Origin of the sequence: Paraburkholderia sp. BR10937 (genome assembly GCF_040965695.1) — a bacterium.
Classification (GTDB): Bacteria; Pseudomonadota; Gammaproteobacteria; order Burkholderiales; family Burkholderiaceae; genus Paraburkholderia.
Genome location: NZ_JBFRCL010000006.1, coordinates 89,848 through 114,470, shown reverse-complemented (window position 1 = coordinate 114,470; position 24,623 = coordinate 89,848). Strand labels below are relative to the sequence as shown.

General features: G+C 65.7%; 21 protein-coding genes. 9 read left to right on the top strand and 12 right to left on the bottom strand.

The window, feature by feature from the left end; all coding sequences use genetic code 11:
- Positions 1–14 precede the first annotated feature (14 nt).
- Positions 15–734 (bottom strand): polysaccharide biosynthesis/export family protein, encoded by a 720-nt coding sequence (locus AB4Y44_RS07325; RefSeq protein ID WP_342923076.1) that lies wholly within the window; start codon positions 732–734, stop codon positions 15–17.
- 325 nt (positions 735–1,059) lie between these two features.
- Here AB4Y44_RS07325 and AB4Y44_RS07320 point away from each other — a divergent pair, with 325 nt between their 5' ends.
- A complete protein-coding gene (locus tag AB4Y44_RS07320) occupies positions 1,060–3,081 on the top strand; it encodes a GumC family protein (protein WP_368699098.1) in 2,022 nt (673 codons plus the stop codon).
- Between the two features lie 19 nt (positions 3,082–3,100).
- Positions 3,101–4,072 (top strand): DUF6492 family protein, encoded by a 972-nt coding sequence (locus AB4Y44_RS07315; RefSeq protein ID WP_368699097.1) that lies wholly within the window; start codon positions 3,101–3,103, stop codon positions 4,070–4,072.
- Positions 4,073–4,120: 48 nt separating this feature from the next.
- Here AB4Y44_RS07315 and AB4Y44_RS07310 read toward each other — a convergent pair whose 3' ends face one another.
- The 5 genes from AB4Y44_RS07310 to AB4Y44_RS07290 all read right to left on the bottom strand — a co-directional run bounded on the left by AB4Y44_RS07310 (position 4,121) and on the right by AB4Y44_RS07290 (position 7,381).
- Positions 4,121–4,573, bottom strand: coding sequence for a lytic transglycosylase domain-containing protein (locus AB4Y44_RS07310; RefSeq protein WP_368699159.1), 453 nt, complete (start codon positions 4,571–4,573; stop codon positions 4,121–4,123).
- 81 nt (positions 4,574–4,654) lie between these two features.
- Positions 4,655–4,999 carry a hypothetical protein gene (locus tag AB4Y44_RS07305; protein ID WP_368699096.1) on the bottom strand — a complete coding sequence of 115 codons (345 nt, stop codon included), beginning with the start codon at positions 4,997–4,999 and terminating at the stop codon, positions 4,655–4,657.
- Positions 5,000–5,003: 4 nt separating this feature from the next.
- Positions 5,004–5,348: a hypothetical protein gene (locus AB4Y44_RS07300; protein WP_342923157.1), complete on the bottom strand. Its 345-nt coding sequence runs from the start codon at positions 5,346–5,348 to the stop codon at positions 5,004–5,006.
- A 298-nt stretch (positions 5,349–5,646) separates the two neighbouring features.
- Positions 5,647–5,940 carry a GYD domain-containing protein gene (locus AB4Y44_RS07295; RefSeq protein ID WP_342923072.1) on the bottom strand — a complete coding sequence of 98 codons (294 nt, stop codon included), beginning with the start codon at positions 5,938–5,940 and terminating at the stop codon, positions 5,647–5,649.
- A 34-nt stretch (positions 5,941–5,974) separates the two neighbouring features.
- Positions 5,975–7,381 carry an FAD-binding oxidoreductase gene (locus AB4Y44_RS07290; RefSeq protein WP_368699095.1) on the bottom strand — a complete coding sequence of 469 codons (1,407 nt, stop codon included), beginning with the start codon at positions 7,379–7,381 and terminating at the stop codon, positions 5,975–5,977.
- A gap of 454 nt (positions 7,382–7,835) precedes the next feature.
- Here AB4Y44_RS07290 and AB4Y44_RS07285 point away from each other — a divergent pair, with 454 nt between their 5' ends.
- From AB4Y44_RS07285 to AB4Y44_RS07275, 3 genes are all read left to right on the top strand, one after another.
- A complete protein-coding gene (locus AB4Y44_RS07285; protein WP_069263432.1) occupies positions 7,836–8,045 on the top strand; it encodes a DUF1059 domain-containing protein in 210 nt (69 codons plus the stop codon).
- Positions 8,046–8,278: 233 nt separating this feature from the next.
- Positions 8,279–9,739 (top strand): mechanosensitive ion channel domain-containing protein, encoded by a 1,461-nt coding sequence (locus AB4Y44_RS07280; RefSeq protein ID WP_368699094.1) that lies wholly within the window; start codon positions 8,279–8,281, stop codon positions 9,737–9,739.
- Between the two features lie 186 nt (positions 9,740–9,925).
- The gene (locus tag AB4Y44_RS07275) at positions 9,926–10,885 is read left to right on the top strand and encodes a DNA-binding protein (protein ID WP_368699093.1); all 960 of its coding nucleotides are present in this window, start codon (positions 9,926–9,928) and stop codon (positions 10,883–10,885) included.
- Between the two features lie 62 nt (positions 10,886–10,947).
- Here AB4Y44_RS07275 and AB4Y44_RS07270 read toward each other — a convergent pair whose 3' ends face one another.
- The gene (locus AB4Y44_RS07270; protein WP_069263434.1) at positions 10,948–11,421 is read right to left on the bottom strand and encodes an Lrp/AsnC family transcriptional regulator; all 474 of its coding nucleotides are present in this window, start codon (positions 11,419–11,421) and stop codon (positions 10,948–10,950) included.
- A gap of 141 nt (positions 11,422–11,562) precedes the next feature.
- Here AB4Y44_RS07270 and AB4Y44_RS07265 point away from each other — a divergent pair, with 141 nt between their 5' ends.
- The 4 genes from AB4Y44_RS07265 to AB4Y44_RS07250 all read left to right on the top strand — a co-directional run bounded on the left by AB4Y44_RS07265 (position 11,563) and on the right by AB4Y44_RS07250 (position 18,534).
- The gene (locus tag AB4Y44_RS07265; protein ID WP_368699092.1) at positions 11,563–15,096 is read left to right on the top strand and encodes an indolepyruvate ferredoxin oxidoreductase family protein; all 3,534 of its coding nucleotides are present in this window, start codon (positions 11,563–11,565) and stop codon (positions 15,094–15,096) included.
- A 30-nt stretch (positions 15,097–15,126) separates the two neighbouring features.
- A complete protein-coding gene (locus tag AB4Y44_RS07260; RefSeq protein WP_368699158.1) occupies positions 15,127–15,894 on the top strand; it encodes an SDR family NAD(P)-dependent oxidoreductase in 768 nt (255 codons plus the stop codon).
- A gap of 92 nt (positions 15,895–15,986) precedes the next feature.
- Positions 15,987–16,892: a LysR family transcriptional regulator gene (locus AB4Y44_RS07255; RefSeq protein ID WP_342923066.1), complete on the top strand. Its 906-nt coding sequence runs from the start codon at positions 15,987–15,989 to the stop codon at positions 16,890–16,892.
- A gap of 55 nt (positions 16,893–16,947) precedes the next feature.
- Positions 16,948–18,534, top strand: coding sequence for a Na+/H+ antiporter (locus AB4Y44_RS07250; protein WP_368699091.1), 1,587 nt, complete (start codon positions 16,948–16,950; stop codon positions 18,532–18,534).
- Between the two features lie 18 nt (positions 18,535–18,552).
- On the opposite strand, the gene AB4Y44_RS07245 is transcribed toward AB4Y44_RS07250, so the two are convergent.
- The 5 genes from AB4Y44_RS07245 to AB4Y44_RS07225 form a co-directional block, all read right to left on the bottom strand.
- Complete coding sequence (locus AB4Y44_RS07245; RefSeq protein ID WP_368699090.1) at positions 18,553–20,043, bottom strand: MmgE/PrpD family protein; 1,491 nt, start codon at positions 20,041–20,043, stop codon at positions 18,553–18,555.
- Between the two features lie 44 nt (positions 20,044–20,087).
- Positions 20,088–21,455, bottom strand: coding sequence for a TIGR00366 family protein (locus AB4Y44_RS07240; RefSeq protein WP_342923063.1), 1,368 nt, complete (start codon positions 21,453–21,455; stop codon positions 20,088–20,090).
- Positions 21,456–21,533: 78 nt separating this feature from the next.
- The gene (locus AB4Y44_RS07235; RefSeq protein WP_368699089.1) at positions 21,534–22,409 is read right to left on the bottom strand and encodes an amidohydrolase; all 876 of its coding nucleotides are present in this window, start codon (positions 22,407–22,409) and stop codon (positions 21,534–21,536) included.
- Positions 22,410–22,474: 65 nt separating this feature from the next.
- Positions 22,475–23,677: a CoA transferase gene (locus AB4Y44_RS07230; RefSeq protein ID WP_342923061.1), complete on the bottom strand. Its 1,203-nt coding sequence runs from the start codon at positions 23,675–23,677 to the stop codon at positions 22,475–22,477.
- Positions 23,674–24,567 (bottom strand): CoA ester lyase, encoded by an 894-nt coding sequence (locus tag AB4Y44_RS07225; protein ID WP_368699088.1) that lies wholly within the window; start codon positions 24,565–24,567, stop codon positions 23,674–23,676. Before AB4Y44_RS07225 ends, AB4Y44_RS07230 begins: the two co-directional genes overlap by 4 nt.
- Between the last annotated feature and the right edge of the window lie 56 nt (positions 24,568–24,623).

Here is a 24,623-nt window from a genome sequence, read left to right as displayed (position 1 = left end):
CTCGCGGAGCAGGCTTAGTAAGTCGTGGGGTTGTTCGAGATCGTGTAGTCGAAGCCGCGCTGGAACGGAATGACCTTGTCGATGTACTGATCGACCCACTGGTCGACTTCGGCGATCGAGGACTTCGGCACGAAGATCGTGTCGGTTGCCTGCAGGACGACGTCCTGGGTCGGGTCGCCGCGATGCGTGAGCGCGTCGAGGTCGATCGTGCGCAGCATCGGGCGGCCGTCGGGGCTGCGGCGGATCAGCACGACTTCGTTGGTGCGCGCCGTGTCGAGCAAGCCTTGCGCGGCGGAGATGGCCTGCAGCACGCTCATGCCCGTGTGCAGCGCGATTTCGCCGGGGCGCCCGACCTGGCCGGCCACATAGACCTTGGCCGCGGACTGCACGATGGCGACCGAAGCGTGCGCGTTCTTCGCCATGCCGTTGGCGGCGAGCGCCTTGTTGATGGCGTCGCCGAGCTGGGCGACCGTGAGGCCCGCCGCCGGGATCGTGCCCGCGAACGGCATGGTCAGGCCGCCGTCCGGCGCGACCGAGCCGCGGAAGTTCAGCTCGGCATTGAAGGGCATGACGACCGAAAGGTCGTCGCCGGGTTCGATGCGATAGACGCCGGGCGTGGCTTGCGACCACGCGGCGAATTGCGCGCGCTGCTGGAATTGCGGTTCCACCCAGGTCTGGGTGCAGGCGGTAAGCGTCAGCAGCCCGAGGACGCAGGCTGGTCGGAGTATGTTCATCGGGCGCGTGGGTGAGGCGGTGGCTTGCGGTTCCTGATCTCTTGTCAAGTAACGGCAGGAATTGCCGTTAATGAAGGGTGGAACTCACACGATTTTTTCGCGGATGTCGGTTTAACGCGACATCCTGGATGTTTTCTTACGTATTATATGCGCCGTCGAATCATCACTGTTGGCCTGGAACCGCATCTGTATGGTTATTACTACTAGAACAAGACCTGAAAGGAAGGCGGCTGTTGTCGAACTGACGGTCCGGGATTATCTCAACACCTTTTTTTATTATCGCAAGATTGCAACGGCGGTATTTCTTTCCGTTGTGGCGATCGGCGTGGCGGTCGCGCTGCTGGTGCCCATGCCTTACCGGGCGCAATCGACGCTGCTCGTACTCCTTGCAGGATATTACGACCAGTCGAACAACCCGAATGGCGGCGCCGCGGTGCAGCCCGCCATCGGCCAGCTCGACGGCGTCGAGGCGCAAATCCTGAGCAGCCCGGAACTGCATCGTGACGTGGTGATTGCGAAACTGGGGCCGAACGCAAGCGAACACGAAATCGACAGCCATTTGCAGGAATTCGAGCATCGGCTGCATATCGAGCAGAACGATCTCGCCAGCACCATCAACCTCACGTATTACGACGCCGATCCCAAGGAAGCGGCCGATGCGCTGTCGCGTCTGCTCGACACGTACTTCCGCCGGCGCGCGACGATTTTCACGTCGGGCCGCGTCGATTTCCTGACCGGTCAGCGCGACGAAGTCGCAAGGCAACTGAAAAAGGCCGATGCCGACCTGCTCGCGTTCCAGAAAACGCACGGCATCGTCAATATCGACGACCAGACCTCGCGCGCCGTGCTGCTCGAAAGCCAGCTCGTGCAGCAAAAGCTCGAGAACGACACGTCGCTCGCGCAGCATCGCGGCGAACTGAAGTCGGAGCAGGCGTCCTCGAAAGGGGTGAAGGCGACGATTCCGATCTTCACCGACGACTCCGAAGCCGCCCACGCGCTCGACACCATGCAGCTTTCGCTGATGCAGCTCGAAGCGCGCCGCGCCGATTTCGCCTCGCGCTACATGGATAGCTCGCCGTTCGTGCAGCAGCTCGATCAGCAGATCGCCGACATGCACGCGAGCATCGCGCGGCGCAAGGCGCAAATGGCCACGGCCACGCGCTACGGCCACAACGACTACTACGACGTGGTGCAGGGGCGGCTGGCCGCGCTCAATGCGAGCATCGCGGGCGAAACCGCGCGCCAGCAGGCGCTCGAAGATCAGATCAAGGACACCCGCGCGAAGCTGCGGAGCTTGAGCGACGTCTCCAGCCAGATGCGCCAGCTGCAGGCAACGCGCGACATTCTGGCCGACAGCTTCAAGGACCGTTCGCGCCAGGTCGAGCTGGCGAAGATCCAGCAGGGGCAGGTGAGCCAGGTGAACAGCACGAACGTGCGCGTGATCCAGGCGCCGTTCCCGCCTTCGCAGCGCAGCGTGTCGGCCAGCCTCATCATTGCGGCGAGCGTGGCGGCGGGGCTGCTGATTGCGGCGCTCGTCGTGCTCGTCATGGCGAGCCTGCGCGAGACGTTCCTGAGTCCGGAGCAGGCCGAGCGCTCGCTGCTGCTGCCGGTGCTGAACGCGCCGGTGATGCTAGGCGGCGGCGGTGCGCGCCGGCCCGGCGCCGCGGGCGCGTCAGCCGACGCGGGCAAGGCGCCCAGCCGGCCCGCGCACATGGCGTACGGCCGCATGATCGCGGCCATCAACGCGAGCACGGACTCGCCCTCCAAGGTCGTCATGGCGCTCTCGTTCGGCAAGAACGACGGGCTGCTTTCGGTGATTCGCGGCCTCGCCGTCGAACTGGAGCACCGCACGACCAAGCCGGTCCTCATTCTCGACATGGCTTCCGGTGCCGACGCGCCGCTCTACGGTCCGCCAAACGCGCAAGGCCTGCTGACGTGGTCGGGGCACGGCGGGCAAAGCCGTGCGGCGAGCGCGGCGCCCACGGAGATCGCGGCTTCGGGCGGACTCGTATTCGAGAGCGTCGAGCGGCACAACATCGTCGTCGCGCGGCCGGAAAGCGGCACGTTCCCGGCTTCGTGGCAGCAGACCACGACTCTCTTCGACGCGCTGCGCGAGGCGCACGACTACATCGTCGTGCATGCGCCGCCCGCGAGCCAGTCCTTCGCCGGCATTGAAAACGCGGCGCTGGCGGACGCCACGGTCATGGCGGTACGCGCAGAGGTGTCGCGCAAACCCGTGGTCCTCGGCCTCAAAACGCAGCTGCTCGACGCGGGCGGCAGGCTGATCGGCATTGCGCTGACGCATCGGCGCGGCTATATCCCGAACTTCATTTATCGATTCTTCTAACATTCGGGACCCGACTGCCATGCATCAGATCAGCGCCATCCTGCCGGTCAAGACGCGGGGACGGCATTACGCCGACAACATCGGCCGTTGCGACATCCTGTTCTCGTCGCTGCGCCACTTCACGACGCCCAAAACGTTTCACCGTTTCGTGATCGTCGTGCCGCACGACGAACTCGACGAGGTCAAAGGCTATGCGAAGGCGTGGGCCGATTTCCCCATCGAAGTGGTCGACGAATCGCTGCACATGGGCATTTTTGCGGAGTTTTCGCAGCGTCACCAGATCCGCAACTGGCACCGGCAGCAGATCATCAAGCTGAATGCGCCCGAATGGATCGAGACCGAGTATTTCCTCGTGCTCGACCCCGACTGCTTCGCCACGCATCGCTTCAGCGCGGATACGCTGATTCTCGACGGCCGTGCGCTCACGCATGTGCAGCCGCGTACGGTAGAGCCATATTACTGGGAGGCTTCGGCGAAGCTGCTGAATCTCGATCCGCAACTCGCGCGTGACGGCATCTGGTGGACGCCGGCCACCCTGTCGCGCACGCTGTGCCTGAGCCTGCAACAGCGCCTGGCGGCTTTGCACGGCACCGACTGGCGCCGCGTGCTGCTCGCCAATTACGCGCTCGACTGGACCGAATACACGCTTTACTGGCTCAACGCGGAAAACGAAGGGCTGCTGGAGCAGTACCATACGGGCCCGAAGCCCGGCCAGCGCGCGCTGCACGCCGACGAAAGCGTCTGGTTTGCCGACAAGATGGAAGGCTGGAGCGAGGCGCGCCACCTCGCGCCGGAAAGCGACGGCATGTTCGCCGTGGTCCAGAGCAACACGCACATCTCGCCGCAGCGCGTGGTGGAAAAGCTTGCGCCGTATTTCCCGATCACGCTGCAGCCTTACGAGCGCCATATCGACCCCGCGCTCAAGGGCGCGGAGCTTTATTCGGCTGTGGCGCGTCGCGGGCTCAAGCTGTTGAACAAGCTGCGCGGCTAAGCGGTCGTTGCGCCGGCAACGAATCTGAAGCGACGCCGGGCGCGTCGTTCATCGCCCCGGCTGCAGCTGGCCCCAGCTCACGAGAATCGCCTGAATGCTGCGCGCGTAGGCATCGCGCTCGTGCGGCGACTCCGAGTGGTACGCGCCAATGGCGCGCCACGTGTTGCCGTATCGCACCATCTTTTGCTTGAGCAGCCAGGCGGCCACGAAAATATTCACGCACGGGTCCGTGAGGGCGCCGTGCGGAATGCCCTCGCGCGAAAGCTCCGAAAAGTGGATCGAGTTGATCTGCGCTTGCCCGACGTCGATCGAGCCGTTCGCATTGTGATTGATGGCCGCCGCGTCGCCTTTCGATTCACGCCACGCCACGGCGCGCAGCACGAGCGGATTCACGCCCTGGTAGGCGCCAGCCTTTTCGAAGCATTCGTCGGCAGGCGGCGCGGCATGCGCGGCCGTCGCGCCGAGCGCCGCGAGGCTCATGATCGCGACCCACGCGCGCATGACTCGCGATCGTAGCTGGCGCAGGGCGTTGGTCTTCTGCTGCATGGGTCGAAGCTCCGGATTGGCTGTCGATGCGCGACGTCACTGCGCGAGAGCGGAATCGAGTTGCTGCTCGATGTCCTTGAGGTAGGCGCGCGAGGTGTCGGAGACGACGAGGCGCGGCGTGGGCATGGCGCAGTGGCATTCGCGCTGGCGCACCTTCTTCTTGCTGTGCGAAGACGAATGCGGGGCGGGAACCTCGTCGTCGTCGCCGGTGGCGGGAGGCAGCATGGCGAGCGAGGGCAGCGGCGGATAAACCTTGTCGGCGGCGGGCGTCGCCGCAGCGGCAACGACGGTGGCAGTGGCGGGCGCGCTGGCGGCGGGTTGGCCCGCCCAGGCGGCGCTACAGAAGCCGAATGCGGCGGCGGCGAGAACGATCGGACGCATCGTGTCAGCTCCCCGCATGCCACGGCTCGATCGAGACGCTGTACGTCTGGTTCGCACCGGCCGTCAGGTTTTCGAGCGTGGGCTTGGGCCCTTGCGCGGGCACGCCCCGCCAGATGGCCTGATTGATGTACTTGAAGTCCTGGCCGAGCGCCGTCACGCGGATCACGGTGGGCTGCTTCTGCGCGGCGGCGAGCGCGCCCGCCTTGGCGAGCACCGCGCTCAGCTGCGGGTCGTGCGCGCCTAGCGCATCGGCGGGAATGTCGAACTTCATGATGACGTTCGACACGGCGGGTTTCCCGGTTTGCGCCGTGCTGGGCGGCTGCAGTTGCGCGCAGCCTGTCACAACCATTACGGCAAGTAAAAGCAAAACGCGCGTCACGTCCGGGTCTCCAAAAATTCGTGGCGATGTACGCGTTGTCGGCCTCGCGCGCGCGGACTTGATACCCGGGCGGCAAACGTTTGCCAAAAAGAAAGAGTTCGCTCGCGCAGTGCCGCTTCCCGGAAGGTTGCCCGCGCGCCATGGTGTGTTCGGGCAGGGAACTGCCTCCCCGATCTGGAAGGGGAATGCGCCGCGCATGCGGCGAATAGGTATGAAGAATGCTGAACGGCCGCGCGGCACCGGCCCGGGTGCCGCGCGCCGGCGCTCGTTAATTGAGCTTGCCGAGCACCGCCGTGAACTCGTCCTTGCTCAAGGCGCGCAGCGTTTGCGTGCGGATATTGCCGAGCGACCCGAGGGCGAGGCCGAACGCCATGAAGCTTTGCTCGTCGGGCGCGTCGATGACCGTGACGACGTCGTATTTCCCGAGCGTCCAGTAGATCTGCTTCATTTCGCAGCCGAAAGTTTTGGCGAGTTCCGCTGCCTGACTGGCGCGTTGCGCGCTGTTCTTGACGGCGCGGATACCCTGGTCGGTGAACTGCGAGAGCACCACATAAGTCGCCATGACGAATCTCCTTACGATGACATCGATACGCGGACTACTGGCTTCCCTCGGCCGACCCTTCGGGCCGGATGTTCTGGTTGTGGCGGAAAAGATTGTGCGGGTCGTATTTCGTCTTGACGGCGACGAGACGGCTCATGTTCGGACCGTAGGCGGCTTCGACGCGCGTGCGTTCGTCGTCGGTGAGGAAGTTCACATAGACACTGCCGAGCGCATAAGGCGCGGAAGCTTCGAAGAAGCCGCGCGCCCAGGCGACGCAGCGCGCGTCGTCGGCGGGATCGGTCCAGCGGCCGTGCACGTTCATGACGTAGAGCGCGTCGCGACTCGGGTAGGCCATCGCATCGGACGCGACGCGCAGCGTCGCGCCGCCGATCTGGCCGAAGAATATTTCGCACTCGGGCGAGGGCAGCGCGGCGATGGCGTCGATCAGCGTGTCGATGAGACCGTCGGGCAACGCGTCGAGATTGTGCGATTTCCAGTAGTTGCGCGCGCCCGGCGTGAGGAGCGGATCGAATGCCTGCTGCCACGCGGCGTAGGGCATCGGCCCGAGATGTTCGCCACACGGCTTGCCGAAGCGCCGCACCGCGTCCACCGCGTTCGGCCCGTTTTCCGGCGGCCCCGAATAGCAGATCGCGAACACGATGACGGGCTTGCCGTGCACCTCGGGCGGCAGGAACGGCAGCGGCGGCGCGAGACGCGACACGCTCCACACGGTCAGGTCTTCGGCCATCGCTTCGGCCGCCTCGCGGTAGTGCGTCAGCGCTTCTTTCGCGGCGTCGAACGGCAGCACGACCAGTCCGCCGTAGATCTCGGGGCCGACGGGGTGAAGCGCGAACTCGAACATCGTCGCCACGCCGAAGTTGCCGCCGCCACCGCGCAGCGCCCAGAAGAGGTCGGCGTTTTCTTCGGTGCTCGCACGCAGCAGAGTGCCGTCGGCGGTCACGACGTCGGCGGCGACGAGGTTGTCGATCGACATGCCGAAGCGCCGGCTCAGCCAGCCGAAGCCGCCGCCGAGCGTGAGACCTGCGACGCCCGTCGTCGAGTTGATGCCAAGCGGCGTAGCGAGGCCGAACGCCTGCGCTTCATGGTCGAAGTCGTGCAGCGTGGCGCCTGGCTCCACATACGCGCGGCGCGTGGCGGGCTCGACTCTGACCGACTTCATGAGCGAGAGGTCGATCACGATGCCGCCGTCGCATAGCGCGCTGCCCGCGATATTGTGGCCGCCGCCGCGCACGGCGAGCGGCAGCCCGCTTTCACGAGCGAGCGCCACGGCCTGGCGCACGTCGGCGCAACCGCGGCAGCGCACGATGAGCGCGGGGCGGCGCTCGATCATCGCGTTCCAGATTTGCCGGGCTTCTTCGTAGGCCGCGTCGCCGGGTTGCAGGGCTTCGCCGCGCAGCGCGCTTTTCAATGTGGCGATGGATTCGCTCGACAGGCTCGACATGGCACACCTCTCAATTCAACGGATCGGACAAACGCGCGCCAATAGCCGGACGTGCGTTTTCATGGACTGAACGGAACTGCGGGCGACCGCTTCAATTGTCGAATCAATGCGGCTGACGCACGCGCGTGACGCGGCGTGCGTCCGGTCGGGAAAGCGGGAAGGAAGGGCTTTCGCAAAGGGCGGCGGGGGCCGCCTCTGGCCGGACCGCGAGGGGCCCGGGCGGCGAGCGCTTTGTGACAATCTGGATTGCACCCAGGCAGCCACCGAGCCTCGCCGGTTCATTAGATAACCTAAATTATGCAGCTTGATAAAAAACGTGCAATTAATTCAGATTATTGTCGCGTCTGGACTCGCTTTAATAGTTTAGCAAGCGCAATGCATGGATTCTATAATTTTCACGCGTGCGCGGCCTGCGTGCGTGCGTGTATTTACCCGCCCAGCGAGAGGTTCCACCATGACGCGAAAGTACATTGACTGCAGGGAGTTTCCCAGTGAGATGAACTGCACGGTTGCTATCTCGGCGGACTCGGATTCGGAGCTTCTGGAAGCTGCCGTGCAACACGCGGTGAGCGTGCATCGTCACGCCGATTCGCCCGAACTGCGCGCGCAACTCAGCCAGCTCTTTCACGAGGGCTCGCCGCCCGAAATATCGCCACGTTCATGACGAGAAACCGGCCCGGCATGCAATGTGCCGGCCGGTGCGCCAGCCCCTCGAGGCGCACGAGAAAACACAGCACCGCAACCCGCGCCTTTCTGCCGCCCGAATCCGGGCCTGCCCCAGGGCGCTGCCAGACTTCAATTGCCACCCGGTCGCCCCGGCATGTGCGCCCGTGGCAGAATTAGCGACTTCCCGCAGTCCCAACATCGGCGTTAGGCCTTTCCAGCCGGGAGCCGCCCGTGAAATACCCGCTAATTGTTGGTTTGAGCATTGTTTTCATCGATGTCGTCGTGTGGCGCGCGCGGATTCCTCCCCATGATTTCGTCAGGCTCTTCATACGGCTGGCGCTATTCGCGGCGTTGAGTTGGGTCCTGTTCTCATCGGGCATGAATCCGTTCGGCCTGGTGCCGTACCGGGAAGTGGCAGAACTCCATTGGTTGGCCCAGGTCCTCGAAATCGTCTGGTGGCTGATGGCGGCACGTCTGTTTACCCTGTCGCTCGACTCACTGTTGCTGCCCCGTGCCTGGCGAAAGCAGCGACTCTTTTCAGACGTCTTCGGCGCCGTCGTTTTCCTCGCCGCGGTCGTCGCGGCGCTCGCGTTCGTGCTTGAACTGCCGGTGCGCGGTCTGGTCGCGACATCGGGCGCACTGGCTATCGTGCTCGGCCTCGCAATCCAGAGCACGCTTAGCGACGTATTCGCTGGAATCGTGCTCAACGCCACGGAGCCGTACACGGTCGGAGACTGGGTCGCGATCGACGATGTGGAAGGCAAGGTCGTCGAAATGAACTGGCGCGCCACTCACTTGTTGACCGGCCAGGGCAATACGCTAATCGTCCCGAACGCCATGACTTCCAAGGCGAAGATCTCGAACAACAGCCGGCCGGCAAATGTTCACGGCGTTTCACTCGTGCTCGAGATCGACCCTGAAGCACGACCGAAGACCGTGATCGACGCACTGGAACGCGCGCTGACTGGAAGCAACGCCATCCTCGAGACGCCCGCGCCCTATGCCCGCATGCAGCGCGCGACGCTGAACTCGATCCATTACGAGGTGGTCGGTTTCGTTGACGAAATGGGCAAGAAAAGGGTGACTTCCAACGAGCTGTTCGACTTGTGCTACCGGCACCTTGCGGCCTCCGGGGTGTCACTGCGTGCTTTGGGCGTGCCGGCGCCCGCGGTGGAGGCGCGTGACGCGAAGGAGGCGTTGCTCAAGCGCGTGTCGCTGTTCGAAAGCTTGAGTGCCGATGAGGTGACCCAGCTCGCGAAGCGTCTTTCCCGGCACGAGTACCAGGCGGATCAACAGATACTCTCCCCGGACACCGTGCCGGATAGTCTCGCCATTATTTATGCGGGTGTGCTGTCTGTGACGTTCCGTGAATCGACGGGTGAACGCGAGCTTGCCCGGATCGGCCCTGGTGAAACATTCGGTGAGGCGGGACTGCTGGCTGGCCTGCCCATGCACGTGTGCATTGCCGCACTGACGCCATCGGTCCTTTTCGAGATCGGCAAGGACGACATGACCTCGTTCCTGAAGGAGCACCCCGAAGTCGCGAAGCAACTATGCCAGCTATTGGCATACCGGCAGGACAAGATCGGCAAGTTGACGACGGCGCTCCCCGCTGAACAGGAGCAAGGTCATTCGCTCTTTGAGTGGCTCTTCGGCAAGGTGCGCAATATACATTCCTTGTACGATTCCTGATACGCCGGAGTCCGAATCATATTCGCTCGCCGTTATGTTTCTGGCAGCGTCGATCCAGGCGATCCGGGTTTTGCTCGCCCGGCGAATCGAACAACGCACGCAGGCAACCGGTTCCCACTGGCATTGGCGGTAGGAATCATACGCTTTACGTTGTAATATCGACGCATTCCAGCCCTGCACCGCCCCATGACCGACGTCGCCCCCGACGAAGTACGCCTCGCCGCCGAGATCGAACGGCTCAAGGCCGAGTTTCCCAAAACGCGCGAGCTGTATCGCGAAGTGTGCGCGCTGATGTTCTTCCGTTACGGCATCACGCCCACGGCCAACCGGCTCTATCAGCTCGTGCGCCGCGGCAGCATGGGCACGCCTACGGCTGTGCTTGCGGAGTTCTGGGCCACCCTGCGCGAGAAGAGTCGCGTGCGTATCGAGCACGCCGATCTGCCCGAGGAATTGCAAGGCGCCGCCGGCGAACTCATGGGGGTGCTCTGGACGAGCGCCACGGCGGCCGCACAGGCGTCGCTCGAAGCGCTGCGGCTGGAAGTGGAGGAGGCGCGCCGCGCCGCGGAAGGCGCAACCGCCGCCGTGCGCGCGGACCTCTCACACACGGAGGTGGCGCTCGAACAGCGCACCGCCGCGCTGCTCACGGCGCAGGTGCGCATTCAGGAGCTGGAACAGGCGCAAGCCGCCGCGGTTGCCACGCGCGGCGCACTCGAAGCGGAACTGGCGCGCGAGCGCGAAGCGGGCCGCGAACGCGACACGGCGCTCACCCAGGCGCGCGCTGACTTTGCGGCCGAACGCGACAAGCTGCGCGCAAGCGCCGAACTCGCGGAAACGCGCTGGCAGGCAGCGGAGAAGCGCGCCCAGCTCGAAATCGAGCGCGAGCGCACGGTCAACGCGCGTTTGCAGCGCGACGCCGAAGCCGCCACGCAGCGCGCGGCGTGCAAGGAGGAAAGTGCGCGCGCCGAAATTCAGGCGTTGCAGACGCAACTCGGCGATTTGCGCCACCAGGTGGGAACGCTCGAAGGCCGGCTCGACGCACTGCGTTCGACCCACACAATTCAGGGGCAAGAGCGTGAGGCGGCGCCGGAGAACGGCGCCGCCGCGAAGCCGTTGCGAGCGTCGCGCAAGGCGGGGCAAAAGGCGTGAAGGCTTTATCTGTTCCGCGATTCCTTCGACATCCTCACTGAACCGACGCGTCTCGCCGCGTGTCACTCGTCGCGCACGCGCACCGGCAACTCGGTTTTGTACTCCACGCGGCGCAGCGCCACGGAAGTGTGAATGTCACGCACGCCCTCGATCTTGGTGAGGCGCGTCATGACGAAACGCTCGATGCCCGCAATATCGCTTGCCACCACGCGCAGCATGTAGTCGAACGCGCCCGTCATCAAATAACACTCCATCACTTCGTCGTAGTTCGAGATCGCGCGCTCGAACGCGGCGAGCCGTGTCTCGTTCTTCTTCTCGATTGCCACCGACACATATGCGTTGACAGGAAAGCCCGCCTTCTCCTGATCGAGCAGCGTGACGTACTGCGTGATGACGCCGCGCTCTTCGAGCATACGGATGCGCCGATAGAACGGCGAGAGCGAAAGCCCGAGCGATTCCGCGAGGTCGGCGGACTTCACGTGCGCGTCGCGTTGCAGGGCATGCAGGATGGCCACATCCACGCGGTCGAATTTCATTGGCCAGGTTTCCCTGAAAGAGGTGAATTTGGGGCGAATGTTGCTAATTCGTGAGAATTCCGTGGCTCAGTTTGGCACGAATCGCCGCTATTGGCTACCTAGAATCCGCTAATACCCACAAGTCGAACAGCGGAGACAACCATGAACATGCGAGCCGTCGAGACCGACCGCCAGATCGATACGGACTATCGCCTCGAAGACCGCTACCTGCGCGAGGACGGCGCGGTGTTTCTCACCGGCACCCAGGCGCTCGTGCGCATCCTGATCGAACAGGCGCGCGCGGACCGGCTTGCCGGCCTGAAAACGGCCGGTCTCGTCTCCGGCTATCGCGGCTCGCCGCTCGGCGGATTCGATCAGGAACTGTGGCGCCAGAAGACGCTGCTCGCGGACTTCGACGTGCGTTTCGAGCCGGGCCTGAACGAGGACCTCGGCGCGACCATGCTGTGGGGCGCGCAGCAACTCGATGCGTTTCCCGGCAAACGTGTCGAAGGCGTGTACTCGATGTGGTACGGCAAAGGGCCGGGCGTGGACCGCACCGGCGACGTGTTCCGCAACGCGAACATGCTCGGCACTGCGCGGCATGGCGGCGTGCTGGCCGTGGCCGGCGACGACCACGCGGCGCAGTCGTCGATGTTTCCGCACCAGACGGACCACGTCTTCGAAGGCGCGATGATGCCGATTCTCTTTCCGGCGTCGGTCGAGGAATACATCGAGTACGGTCTCGCGGGCTATGCGCTGTCGCGTTTCAGCGGGCTGTGGGTCGGTTTCAAGGCGATTACGGAGACGGTGGAAAGCGGCCGCTCGATGCGCGTGGGCCGCGGCGCACCGTTGCGTTTGCCCGCGGACATCGCGGTGCCCGCGCAGCGCGGCTTCAACTACGACCCGCAATTGCGCTGGCCCGCGGAGCGCGCCGAACTGGAGCGCCGCGTGCTCGAAGAACGCTTGCCCGCCGCGCTCGCCTTCATGCGGGCGAATCCGCTCGACCGCGCGTTGCTGCGCCCCGCGCAGGCGCGCGTGGGCATCGTGACGGTGGGCAAGGCGCATGCGGACGTGCTGGCCGCGTTCGAGGCGCTGGGGCTCACGGCCGGGCGCCTCGAACAACTCGGTATCGGCCTTTATAAGGTCGGTATGATCTGGCCGCTCGAAACCGAAGGGCTCAAGGCATTTGCGCGCGGCATGCAAGCGCTGTTCGTCGTCGAGGAAAAACGCTCGTTCGTGGAGCGGCAGATCAAGGAGGCGCTCTTCAACGTGCGCGCCGACGAGCGGCCCTCCGTGCATGGCAAGACGCTTGGCGAGCGCGAGCCGCTGCTGCCCGCCGCGATGGAGTTCGCGCCCGAGCAACTGGCGCACGCGCTGCAGCGGTTTTTCCGGCACGTCGAGATCGATGTGCCGCTGCTCGCTACGGGCGCGACCCAGGCGTGTCTGGGCGGCGCGCAGCGCGTGATCGCGCTGGCGCAGGTGCCGCAAGGCGGACCGCTCACGCGCAAGCCGTTCTTCTGCGCGGGGTGCCCGCACAATACGTCGACGCGTCTGCCCGAAGGCTCGCATGCCGCGGCCGGCATCGGCTGCCACATCATGGCGCTCGGCGAGGCGGGCAACACGGCGACGTTCTGCCAGATGGGCGGCGAAGGCGTGCAGTGGGTTGGCATGTCGACGTTCACGGACATGCCGCATCTGTTCGTGAATCTCGGTGACGGCACCTATCAGCACTCGGGCAGCCTGGCGATCCGCCAGGCCGTGGCGGCGCGTGCGAACGTCACCTACAAGATCCTCTTCAACGACGCGGTGGCGATGACCGGGGGCCAGCCCGCCGAGGGCGGCCTGACCGTGCATCGCGTGGTGGCGCAGGTCCAGGCCGAAGGCGTGAACGAAGTCGTCGTGGTGACCGACCGGCCCGAGCAGTACGCGGGCTCGCAGGCATTGCCTGCGGGCGTGACGCACTTGCACCGCGACGCGCTCGATGCGTTGCAACGCCGCCTGCGCGAGCAGAAGGGCGTTTCGGTGATCGTCTACGACCAGACCTGTGCCGCAGAAAAGCGCCGCCGCCGCAAGCGCGGCAAGCTGATCGATCCGCCTACGCGTGTGGTGATCAATCCGGCCGTGTGCGAAGGCTGCGGCGACTGTTCGGTGCAGTCGAACTGCATCGCGATCGAGCCGCTCGAAACGGAGTTGGGCCGCAAGCGGGCCATCAATCAATCGAGCTGCAACAAGGACACCTCGTGCGTGAAGGGCTTTTGCCCGAGCTTCGTGACGGTGGAGGGCATGGAGCCGAAGCGCCCGGACGCCGCGCGCATTCAGCGCATCGAAGCCGAACTGCGCGCCACGCTCGCGCCGCCCGCGCGCGTGCCCCCGGCGCTGGAGCAACATTTGCGCATGGTTGTGACGGGTGTGGGCGGCACGGGCGTCGTGACGATCGGCGCGATCCTCGCCATGGCCGCGCATCTCGAAGGGCGCGGCGCCTCGACGCTCGACTTCACGGGCCTCGCGCAAAAGAACGGCGCGGTGTTGAGCCACGTGCAGATCGCGCAGAGCCGCGGGCTCATCACCACCTCGCGCATCGGCGCGCATGCGGCCAACGTGCTGTTGGGCTGCGACGCCGTGGTGGCGGCATCGTCGGGCGCGCTCTCGCGCCTGCCGGGCAGCGGCGCGCGCGCGATCGTGAACGAGCGCATCAACGCAACCGCCGACTTCGTACGCGACGGCGATCTGCCCGTGAGCGAAGCCGTGCATCAAGCGGCGATAGAGAGCGCGATGGGCGCGGACGGCGCTGTGTTCTGGGACTGCACGGCGGCGGCGGAAGCGATTTTCGGCGACGCCATCGCCTCGAACATGATGATGGTGGGCTACGCGTTCCAGTCTGGCCTCGTGCCGCTTGGCGAAGCATCGATCCTGCAGGCAATCGGGCTCAATGGCGCGGCCGTGAAGATGAATGAACGCGCGTTCCTTTGGGGTCGTTTGATCGCACAGGACACTCGTGTGCTCGAACGCGTGACGGGAGCGGAGGTTGCGGCCGCGGACACGCCGTTCGATCTCGCACGTTTCGTGGCCGAACGCGAGCGCGATCTCACGCAGTACCAGAACGCCGCCTATGCGAAGCGCTATCGCGCGCTGGTCGATGCCGTCGCGCAGGCCGAGCGCGCGATCGAAGGGGCGAGCGGCGCGCTCGCGCAAGCGGCAGCGCGCCATTACTTCAAGGTGCTGGCTTACAAGGACGAGTACGAAGTGGCGCGCCTGCACACGGATGGCGGCTTCGGCGCGTACCTGTCCGGCCTGTTCGACGGCACGGCGGGCAAGAAGACTTTCCACATGGCGCCGCCGCTCCTCACGCGCCGCGATGCGCAAACGGGGCGCCGCAACAAGATCGCGCTGCGCGGCGTGTGGGCCGAGCCGCTGCTGCGCGTGCTCAAGCACGGCAAGGCGCTGCGCGGCACGCCGCTCGATCCGTTCGCACGGCAGCGCGACCGCGTGATCGAGCGCGCGATGATCGGCGAATTCGAGGACGACGTGCGCCTCGTGCTCGGCAAGGTTACGCAGCAGACGCTTGCTGCGGCCGTGGGCCTGCTCGGCGTGCCGGGTGCGGTGCGAGGCTTCGGTATCGTCAAGGAGCGCAATTACGAGCGTTCGCGCGGCGTGCGCGAAAAGTATCGCGCGGAACTGGCGGTTGAGACGGTTTAAAAGATCGGATAACTAATGGAGAAGACTCAAATGGTTGTGCAGGACAAGACGTTTTTTATCACGGGCGGTGGTTCTGGACTCGGTGCGGCGGTGGGCCGACACCTGCTCGAGCGCGGCGCGAATGTCGTGTTCGGCGATATCGACGTAGCCCGTGCGCGTGACGAGGCGGCGCTCGGCGGCGAGCATGCACTGGCCGCCGAGGTGGATGTGACGCTGGCGGCAAGCGTCGAGGCAGCGATCGCGCTCGTCACGCAGCGCTTCGGTGCGCTGCATGGCGTGGTCAACTGCGCGGGCATTGCACCGGCGCAACGCATCGTCGGCAAAGAGGGCGCGCATTCGCTCGATCTGTTCGCCAAGGTCGTGAGCGTCAACCTCATCGGCACCTTCAACGTGATGCGCCTCGCCGCCGTGGCGATGGCGAACAACACGCCCGACGCTGGCGGCGAGCGCGGCGTGATCGTCAATACGGCTTCGGTAGCTGCGTACGATGGCCAGATCGGGCAGTCGGCCTATGCGGCTTCGAAGGGTGGCGTCGTTTCGCTCACGCTGCCGGCGGCGCGCGAACTGGCGCGCAACGGTATTCGCGTCGTGACCGTCGCCCCGGGCATCTTCGAAACGCCGATGCTGCTCGCCATGCCCGCCGAAGTGCAGCAGGCGCTGGGCGCGGGCGTGCCGTTTCCGCAGCGTCTTGGCCAGCCCGCGGAGTTCGCGGCGCTCGTCGAGCATATCGTCGGCAACCGCTATCTGAACGGCGAGGTGATCCGGCTCGACGGCGCGTTGCGCATGGCGCCGCGCTGATATCCGGTTTGTGTGAGGCCGACCGCCGCGGGGACGTCGCAAACCACGTATCGTAGAATCGGAATTATCGACTCACGATATTCGAAAAGCACATGGCCAAGGACGTGACCTTGCGGCAGTTCCGCTACTTCGTGGCGGCGGCGCAGAACGGGCAGTTTTCGATGGCGGCGGCGGCCGAGCATGTCTCGCAGTCGGCGATCACCAATGCGGTGCTCGCGCTCGAGGAGGCGCTCGGCACGCGGCTCTTCGTGCGCTTGCCCCAAGGCGTGGAGCTGACGCCCGACGGGCAGGACTTCCTCAATCACGCGCGCCACGTGCTGGAGTCGGTGCGCGACGCGCTGCACAAGGCGCCGTTTCGCGCGCACAGCTTGCGCGGTACGGTGCGCATGGCCGCCTCCTATACGCTGCTCGGCTATTTCCTGCCGGAACTGCTCGCGCGGTTTCGCGCGACCTATCCCGAGATCGAGATCGATCTGCACGATCTGGACCGGCCCGCCATCGAGGCGGCGGTGCTCGCGGGCGAGGTGGATCTCGGCGTGGCGTTGCTTTCCAACGTGGAGCGGCGCGCGCGCTTCGGCCACCACTTGCTGATGCGTTCGCGCCGGCAATTGTGGGCCGCGCCGACGCATCCGCTCGCACAGATGGGCACCGTCACGCTGCGCGACATCGCGCGTTACCCCTATATTCAGCTTACGGTGGACGAGGGCGAAGCCTCGACGCTGCGCTACTGGAAAAAGCGCCGTGTTGCGCCGAATATCGCGTTTCGCACGAGTTCGATGGAGGCGCTGCGCGGGCTCGTGGCGCACGGCTTCGGCGTGACGATACTATCGGATATGGTGTTCAGGCCGTGGTCGCTGGAGGGCAAGCGAATCGACGCGTGCGCCATCGAGGATGCCATTCCGCAGATGGAAGCGGGCATGTTGTGGCATCCTGGGGCGGTGCTCAGCGATCCGGCGAGAGCGATGCAGCAGTTTTTGATTCATGCTTGCGGGAATTGAAGGGGGCGGCCGCGCTCCTCCACTCACCGTACCTGGGTAAAAACAAGGAAGCCTCATGTCGGCTGTGTCGGCGTTCAAGCTTGTGCTCCTTTCGCTCATCGCCATCATCGCGCTCGAGTTGCTCGCCAAACGCCTGCGCCTGCCGCCCGCTGCCGCGCTGCTGATAGGCGGCGCCGCCATGGCCTTCGCGCCCGGCCTGCCGCCGGTCGTGATCGACCCGGACCTCGTTCTCATCGTGTTTCTGCCGCCCTTGCTGATGGATGGCGCTTACTTCTTCGTCTGGTCCGACTTCAAGCGTCACCTCGCGCCCATCCTGCTCTTCGCCATTGGCGCGGTGGCTTTCACGACGTGGGCGGTCGGCGTGGTCGCGCATTGGGCCGTTCCATCGCTGCCGTGGGCCGCATGTTTTGCGCTGGGCGCAGTGGTGTCGCCGCCCGACGCGGTCGCCGCGAAAGCCGTGCTCGAACGGCTCGCGCTGCCGCGCCGCCTGATGGTGCTGCTCGAAGGCGAGAGCCTGCTCAACGACGCCGCCGGTCTCGTGCTGTTTCGCTTCGCCGTCGCGGCGGCATTGACGGGCGTCTTCAGCGAGCCGAATGCGGCGCTCAGTTTCGTCGGGCTCGCGCTTGGCGGCATCGTGGTCGGCGCTGTCGTGGGGTATGTCGTGGTCTGCCTGCTGCGCCAGCTCGAAGACGAGTATCTGATCATCACCGCCTCCGTGCTGGCAGGCTGGATCGCCTATATCGCAGGGGACGTGCTGGGCGTTTCGAGTGTGATCGCCACGGTCACGTGCGGCATGCAGCTAGGCTGGCATCAGCACGAAATCTTTTCGGCCACCGTACGTAGCCGCGGCACGGCGTTCTGGCAGGTCATGGTCTTCGTGCTCGAGGCGCTGGTATTCGTGCTGATCGGCCTTTCGCTGCGCGGCGTCATGCTGCGTCTCGGGGGGACGGGGAATGCCGTCGCGCTGCTCGGTCCGGCCGCGATGGCGGTGGTGTTCGCCGTTGTCGTCTCGCGCTGCGTGTGGACGTATGGCATCGAGATCGTGAGGACCGCGCTGCACTGGATGTTACCGGCCCGCGTGAAAGCGCCGGACTTTCGAGGCGCAACGGTGGTGAGCTGGGCCGGTATGCGCGGCGTGGTCACGCTGGCCATTGCGCTTGCGCTGCCGGAAGCGATGCCGGGCCGCGATCTGATTCTGTTCGCCGCATTTGCCGTCATTCTCTTCACGGTGCTGCTGCAAGGCACGACCATCGGGCCGCTCATCAAACTCATCAGACCTGCGAACGATATGGAAGGTGAGGAGCCTTATCTCAACGAGCCGCAGGCGTGGGCGCGCCTCGAAGCTGCGCAGCTGGCGGCGATCACGCCGCTCGTCCACGGGCCGGACGGCAGCGTGATCCATCCGCGGCTGCTGGAGCAATACACGTACCGTGCGAACCTGACGCGCAATTACGCAAACGCCGAGAGCTATCCGCAGGAAATGCGAGCCTCGCACTATGATGTCGTGCTGGCCGCCGTGGAAGCCGGACGCGCTGAGCTGTTGAAGCTGCACCGCGCCGGCCTGATCCACGACGAACTACTGCGCGTGCTCGAACGCGATCTCGATCTGGAAGAGCTTTCGGCGCGGCATGGCAGGGGCTGATACTTTCCTTCACGCACATCAAGCATGCACGACGAGTGGCGCGAACAGGTGCGAGAGGTCGCGCTGCTGGTCGAGACTCCAGAGAAAACCAAGCGCATCGTCGGCGCGCGCCTTGCCGACCACAGGCACTGTGTTCTTGCGGAACTTCACCTCGAAGTCGCCGCGCTGCATCGGCCGCGTGGCGAAGCCGGGAATGTCGTCCACGCGCTTCGATACGGTTTGTCCGTCCGTGAGCGTGGCGCTCACGATGGTTGCGTAATACTTCGGATAGAGCCGGGTCAGTTCGGCATCCTCCACCACCTTGATCTTCTGCGTGAAGGCGCGGATCTTCGGGTCATGGAGCGCTTCGGGGCGATAGCTCGCCAGGCTGATATCGCCGTCGAACATGGCGCGCGCGGTCACGTACGGCAGGCTGTGATCGGCAGTCTCGCTCGTTTCGGGGGCCCATTTCTGCGGGTCCATGCCCGCCGAGAAGTAGCCTTCGTGCGAGGTCCGAATCTCCATGCTGACGATACGGTCGAGGTCGCCCACCTGCTTCGCCACGTCGATGCCGGCGGCAATGGCCGTCTGCGTGAGCGCCTGCGCCGGGTAGAACTTCACGGCACAGTCGTTGATGCGAAACGGCCGGCCTTTGCCGCCGAAGCTCGCCGTGTCGATGCTGAATGGTCCGGATACCTGCTTGAACAGCCCCGCATTGCCCTCGAAGATCGGCGCGGGGCCCGTGAGGCCGTCGCGCGCGAGGGCGGCCGAGAACACGGCGTTGCGTGCGGCGTCGGCATCGGCGAGACCCTTCCAGTTCGACATGGTCTGCACGCGCGTCTGGTTCAGCGCGAGGTGGCCGTTGAGCGCGAGGTTGACCGCCTCGGCCAGTTGCCGCTCGTCGAGCTTCATGAGCTTGCCCGCCGCGAGTGCGGCCGCGGGCAGGCTGAAGATGGGGTGATCCCAGCCGCGCGAACTGATCGAGGCGGCGTCCATGAGGCGGCAATCGATTTCGTAGGCGAGGGCGATGGCGACGATCAGGTCGCGGCCATTCGCACCTTCGGCCTCGCCCTGCGCGAGACACGCCGCGATGTTGTCGCTCGGGTGGCCGATTTCCTTGCCCGCGTAGACGTCGTTGAGGTCGTAGTAGCGGATGGCCGCGCCGTTCGCGAAGGTCGCGAGATCGGGCGCCGTGCGCCGCTGCGTGCCGAGCACGGTTGCGCCGCGGCCGTCGCCGCTCGCGTAGTTGAGCGCAACCTGGCGCGCGATGCCCACGGGTTTCTCGCCGAGCGCGGCGATGCCGCAGCCCAGCGCGTCGGCGGTGTGGGTCTTGACCGCTTCGATCGTTCTGGCGTCGAGGTCGTCGTAGTTCAGTGCGGCGGCGTAAGCCGCAAGCCGCTGCGCGATGGTGGACGATGCCGATGCCGATGCGGACGCAACCTTCTGCGCGCGCGCCGCGCCGATGCCGCCGAATGTGCCCGCGCTCGCGGCGAGCGCCGTGAGCGACGCCATGAATGCACGCCGTTGCATGCGGTGTCTCCTTGTTCCTGGTTCGTTTTAGGGAAGAATGCCGATCAAACGAGCAGCAGCAGCGCCGCGCCGAATACCACGGTGCCGAGCAGGAACGTCATGACCGTGAAGCCCAGCACGCGCTGCACGCCGATGCCCGCCATCGCGACCACGGGCGCTGCCCAGAACGGCTGCATCATGTTCGAGACCTGCTCGCCCATGGCGACGGCCATGGTGGTCGCGGGCATCGAAGCATGCAGCGCGATCGCGGCGGGCACGACGAACGGGCCCTGCACGGCCCAGTGGCCGCCGCCGCTCGGGATGAAGAACGTGACGATGAGCGAGCACACATAGCTCCAGAACGGCAGCGTATGCGTGTTCGAGATCGCGATGAAGAAGTGCGAGATCACGTTGGGCAGGCCCGTGGCGTCCATCATGCCCATCACTCCACCATAGAGCGGGTATTGCAGCATCATCGAGCCGGTTTGTTTGGCGGCGTTCTTGACAGCGTCCGCGTAGGCGAGCGGATAGCCATGCAGGATCACGCCCGCGATGAACATCACGAAGATCACGGCGTTCACGCCGGAAAACGCTTCGATGTGCTCGATGCGCGCGAGCACGAGGAACGTCACGCCCACGAGGCCGATGAACGCGCTGCCGATCCACGAGTATTCGAGCCACTTCGCGAAGCTCAGCTTGCCTTCGGGGCGTTTGCGCGGTTCCGGGTCGGGGTTCTTCTCGATGTCGAGCACGACGGCGTCTTCATCGCGCGGCTTGAGCAGTGCGAGCACGATGGGCGTGGCGATCAGCATCACGACCACGGGCACGAGGTTGAACGCCGTGAACACGGTGTCGTTGAACGGCAGCACTTCGCCCGTGAGCTTTTGCACGACGTTCATCGCGCTGCCCGGCGTGGATTGCGCGAGCGCGATGGAGCTGGAAATGCCGCTCGCCCACACCACCCAGCCCGAAAAGCCCGCCGCGACGATCCACGCGAAGTCCACGCGCATGCGCTTGGCCACTTCGCGCGCGAGCAGCGCGCTCACCACGAGACCGAGGCCCCAGTTGAAGAACGAGGCCACGGCCACGAGCACGAAGGTGAGCGCCGCGGCCTGCACCGGCGTGCGGGCGACGCCCACGAGCGCCTTGAACACGCGCTGCACGGGCGCAGCGTGCGCGAATGCGTGGCCCGTGACGAGGACGAGTGTGATCTGAAAGGCGAACGTGAGGATATTGAAGAAGCCCTTGTACCACCCGACCACGAGCGTGTTGAGCGTCGCATGCGGGGCGAACATCGCCGAGAGCGCGGCCACGACCGCGGTGATGAGAATCGCGAGCACGAACGGGTCGGGAATAGTGCGCTCGAACAGGCTGATCGTCGCGTCGGTAAAGCGTGTCTTGCGGACGGGTGCGGCGGTGGCGGTGGACTTCACGTATCGTCTCCTGGTGCTGAAAGTGGCCGCGTGTACCTGGCGCGCGGCTGTTTGTATGGGGGGCTCGGTGGCGCTAGTTCATCGGGCGAAGCCGTAGAGTTCGGCGGGGTTGTCGACGAGAATCCGCTTACGTGCCGCATCGTCCTCGACCCATGTGCCGAGCAGATCGAAGATCGCGGCGGTGTCGGGCTTGTGCGTCTCCGTCACGTGCGGCCAGTCGCTGCCCCACACGGTGCGCTCCGGCAGCAGTGAGGCCCATGCGCGCGCGGTCTTGGCGAGGTCGGCGTAACCGCCCGCGAGGCCCACCTGCGAATCGAGGTAGGCGCCCGACAGCTTGACCCACACGCGCCCCGAGGCGGCGAGGCGGCGCACCACGCCAAACGCGGGATGCGAGGTGCCTGCGGGTAGGGGCAGGCGCGCGAGATGGTCGAACACCATCTTGCAGGGCAGGCGAGTGAGCACGGCCTCGTGCTCGACGATCTGGTCGGCGGTCCAGTGCAGTTGCACATGCCAGCCGAGTTCCGCTATACGCCGCGCAAGCGGCTCGACCATGTCGAAGGTGACGACCGCCTGATGCGGCGTGTACAACGTGAAGCGGATGCCGCGGATGCCGCCGCGATCGAGCATGGCGAGTTCGGCGTCGCTGACCTCGGGGCGCAGCACAGCTACGCCGCGGGCGTTGTCGATGCCCAGCTGGCGGATCGCGTCGAGCGTCACGCAGTTATCGGTGCCGTACGGGCGCGGCGTGACGATCACGGTGCGCTGCGTGCTCGTGCGTTCCTGCACGCGTCGATAGTCCTCGACCGTCGCGCGATCGACGAGATGCGCGCCATTGCCAGGCGAGGCCGCGAAGCGGCGATCGTAGATGTGGATGTGCGAATCGCACGCGAAGGCAGGCGCCGCTATGCGCGCCCTGGGGGCGTCGAGGGTATGGACATGCTGCTCACGGTCCATCGCGTTGTCTCCTTGTTTGCCGCGCGCCGCCAGGCATGGATGCGCGCGGATGCCGCTTTGTGTGTTCAGAGCACGGCGTGCTCGTTTCTCAACCGTTCGATATCCGCATCGCTCCAGCCGGCTTCGCGCAGCACCGCATCGGAATGCTCGCCGAAGGCGGGCGCGGCGATCGGGTCCGGCGCAGGCGTCGCGCCGAAGCGAATCGGTTCGCGAAAGCCGCGATACGCCCCCACGCCGGGATAGTCGTAGCGCGTGACCATCTCTTCCGCGAGCACCTGGGGATCGTCGAACATGTCTTCGACCGTACGCGCCGCCGCGCAGGGCACCGCCTCACCAAAGTGGGCTTCCCATTCGAGCGCGCTGCGCGCCTGCAATGCGGCGTGCAGTTGCGGCACGATCTCGTCGCGATGCTCGGCACGTTTGCGCACCGAATCGTAACGCTCGTTCTGCGCGAGTGCAGCGAGCCCGGTTTTTTCGCAGAGCGCCTGCCAGAAATGAGGCGTGTTCGCGGAGATGTAGAGCCAGCCTTCACGCGTCGGATGAATGCCGGTGATGCCGCCCGAGCGCATGTCGCGGCCTACGTCCTTCGGTTCGTCGTCGGCCCAGATCATGCGCGCCGATTGCATGGTGAGCGCGCTGCGCAACAGCGAAACGCCCACGTACTGGCCTGCACCGCTGCGCTCGCGTTCGAACAGCGCGGAGGATACGCCCGCTGCGACGAGCGCGGCCGCGTAGTAGTCGACCACCGAGCCGTAGAGAATCTCGGGCGGCCCATCGCTCTTGCCCTGCAGCGCGCACATGCCCGTCATGGTCTGCAGCACCTGGTCGTAGCCGGCCTTGTCCTTGTTCGGGCCCTGGTCGCCGTAGCCGGTGACCGCGCAGTAGACAAGCCGCGGGTTCACCTCGCGCAGCTGTTCCCAGGCAATGCCCAGGCGTGCCGGCACGCCGGGTCGGAAGTTGTGCACGAGCACGTCGGCCTGCTCGACGAGGCGCAGCAGCACCTCCTGCGCGCAGGGTTGCTTCAGGTCGAGCACGAGGCCGCGCTTGCCGCGATTGACACCGAGAAAGGCGCGGCTTTCGGCCTGCAGCGTCGACGGATACTTGCGCAGGTTGTCGCCCGTGGGCGGCTCGATCTTGATGACGTCCGCGCCCTGATCGGCGAGCAGCGTGCAGCCATACGGGCCCGCGATATAGGCGCTCAGGTCGAGTACGCGCACGCCCGCGAGCGGGCCGCGCGGCGCCGCATTCGTTCCGGGAAGCCGGCTCATTGGCGCACCTCGCTCGACGTTGCGGACGCAACGAGTCCAAGCCGTTCGGCGCTTTGCACGAGCGCGCGGGCGCGCTCGACGAAAGGCGCGTCGATCATCTTGCCGTCGACGACATAGGCGCCTACGCCGTCGCGTTCGGCGTTGCGCGCCGCTTCCACCACGCGCAGCGCGTGGGCGATTTCTTCGTCGGAAGGGCGGAACACGTCGTTGGCGAGCGCGATCTGGGTCGGGTGGATGCAGCTCTTGCCGAGAAAGCCTAGCGAACGGGCCAGTTCGGCTTCGGCGCGAAATCCTTCGGCATCCTTGATATTGGCGAAAGCCGAGTCGTACGCGAACACGCCCGCTTCACCCGCGGCGAGCCGCAGGCTGAACATGGCTTGCTGAATGGCCGCCGGGTCGCGCCGCGCGATGCCGAGCGGCTCGAAGAGGTCGCCAAGACCCAGTTGCAGCCCTGCCACGCGGGCATGCGCGGCGGCGAGCGTCGCCGCTTCGCGCAGCGCGCGCGGCGACTCGACATTGAGCAGCAGCTTCACGGGTCGGCTCACGCCATTGGCACGCTCCGCGCGCTCGATCGCGGCAGCGGCGGCGCGCACGTCGTCGGCGGATTCGGGTTTCGGCAGATTCACGTAATCGAGGCCGGGTTGAACCACGGCGGCGATGTCGTCCGCGAACCACGGTGTATCGAGCGCGTTCACGCGCACGATCAGCACTTTGCCGCGCTCGCGCACGGCGGGCGACACCAGCAGCGTACGCAGCGCCTCACGCGCTTCGGGTTTACGCGCAGGGGCAACCGAGTCTTCCAGGTCGAACGACAACGCGTCCGCGGCGCTGCCGAGCGCCTTTCCGAACAGCTCCGGGCGCGATGCCGGCACGAACAACTTGCTTCTCATCTCCATGCGTTCCGTATAGATCACCACTGCAGGGCAGTCTACGATCGGCAACGATT

Coding starts and splice junctions, on each gene's coding strand:
- AB4Y44_RS07325 (WP_342923076.1), bottom strand. CDS start 734: ATGAACATACTCCGACCAGCCTGCGTCCTCGGGCTGCTGACGCTTACC.
- AB4Y44_RS07315 (WP_368699097.1), top strand. CDS start 3,101: ATGCATCAGATCAGCGCCATCCTGCCGGTCAAGACGCGGGGACGGCAT.
- AB4Y44_RS07310 (WP_368699159.1), bottom strand. CDS start 4,573: ATGCGCGCGTGGGTCGCGATCATGAGCCTCGCGGCGCTCGGCGCGACG.
- AB4Y44_RS07305 (WP_368699096.1), bottom strand. CDS start 4,999: ATGCGTCCGATCGTTCTCGCCGCCGCCGCATTCGGCTTCTGTAGCGCC.
- AB4Y44_RS07300 (WP_342923157.1), bottom strand. CDS start 5,348: ATGGTTGTGACAGGCTGCGCGCAACTGCAGCCGCCCAGCACGGCGCAA.
- AB4Y44_RS07295 (WP_342923072.1), bottom strand. CDS start 5,940: ATGGCGACTTATGTGGTGCTCTCGCAGTTCACCGACCAGGGTATCCGC.
- AB4Y44_RS07290 (WP_368699095.1), bottom strand. CDS start 7,381: ATGTCGAGCCTGTCGAGCGAATCCATCGCCACATTGAAAAGCGCGCTG.
- AB4Y44_RS07285 (WP_069263432.1), top strand. CDS start 7,836: ATGACGCGAAAGTACATTGACTGCAGGGAGTTTCCCAGTGAGATGAAC.
- AB4Y44_RS07275 (WP_368699093.1), top strand. CDS start 9,926: ATGACCGACGTCGCCCCCGACGAAGTACGCCTCGCCGCCGAGATCGAA.
- AB4Y44_RS07270 (WP_069263434.1), bottom strand. CDS start 11,421: ATGAAATTCGACCGCGTGGATGTGGCCATCCTGCATGCCCTGCAACGC.
- AB4Y44_RS07265 (WP_368699092.1), top strand. CDS start 11,563: ATGAACATGCGAGCCGTCGAGACCGACCGCCAGATCGATACGGACTAT.
- AB4Y44_RS07260 (WP_368699158.1), top strand. CDS start 15,127: ATGGTTGTGCAGGACAAGACGTTTTTTATCACGGGCGGTGGTTCTGGA.
- AB4Y44_RS07255 (WP_342923066.1), top strand. CDS start 15,987: ATGGCCAAGGACGTGACCTTGCGGCAGTTCCGCTACTTCGTGGCGGCG.
- AB4Y44_RS07250 (WP_368699091.1), top strand. CDS start 16,948: ATGTCGGCTGTGTCGGCGTTCAAGCTTGTGCTCCTTTCGCTCATCGCC.
- AB4Y44_RS07245 (WP_368699090.1), bottom strand. CDS start 20,043: ATGCAACGGCGTGCATTCATGGCGTCGCTCACGGCGCTCGCCGCGAGC.
- AB4Y44_RS07235 (WP_368699089.1), bottom strand. CDS start 22,409: ATGGACCGTGAGCAGCATGTCCATACCCTCGACGCCCCCAGGGCGCGC.
- AB4Y44_RS07230 (WP_342923061.1), bottom strand. CDS start 23,677: ATGAGCCGGCTTCCCGGAACGAATGCGGCGCCGCGCGGCCCGCTCGCG.
- AB4Y44_RS07225 (WP_368699088.1), bottom strand. CDS start 24,567: ATGAGAAGCAAGTTGTTCGTGCCGGCATCGCGCCCGGAGCTGTTCGGA.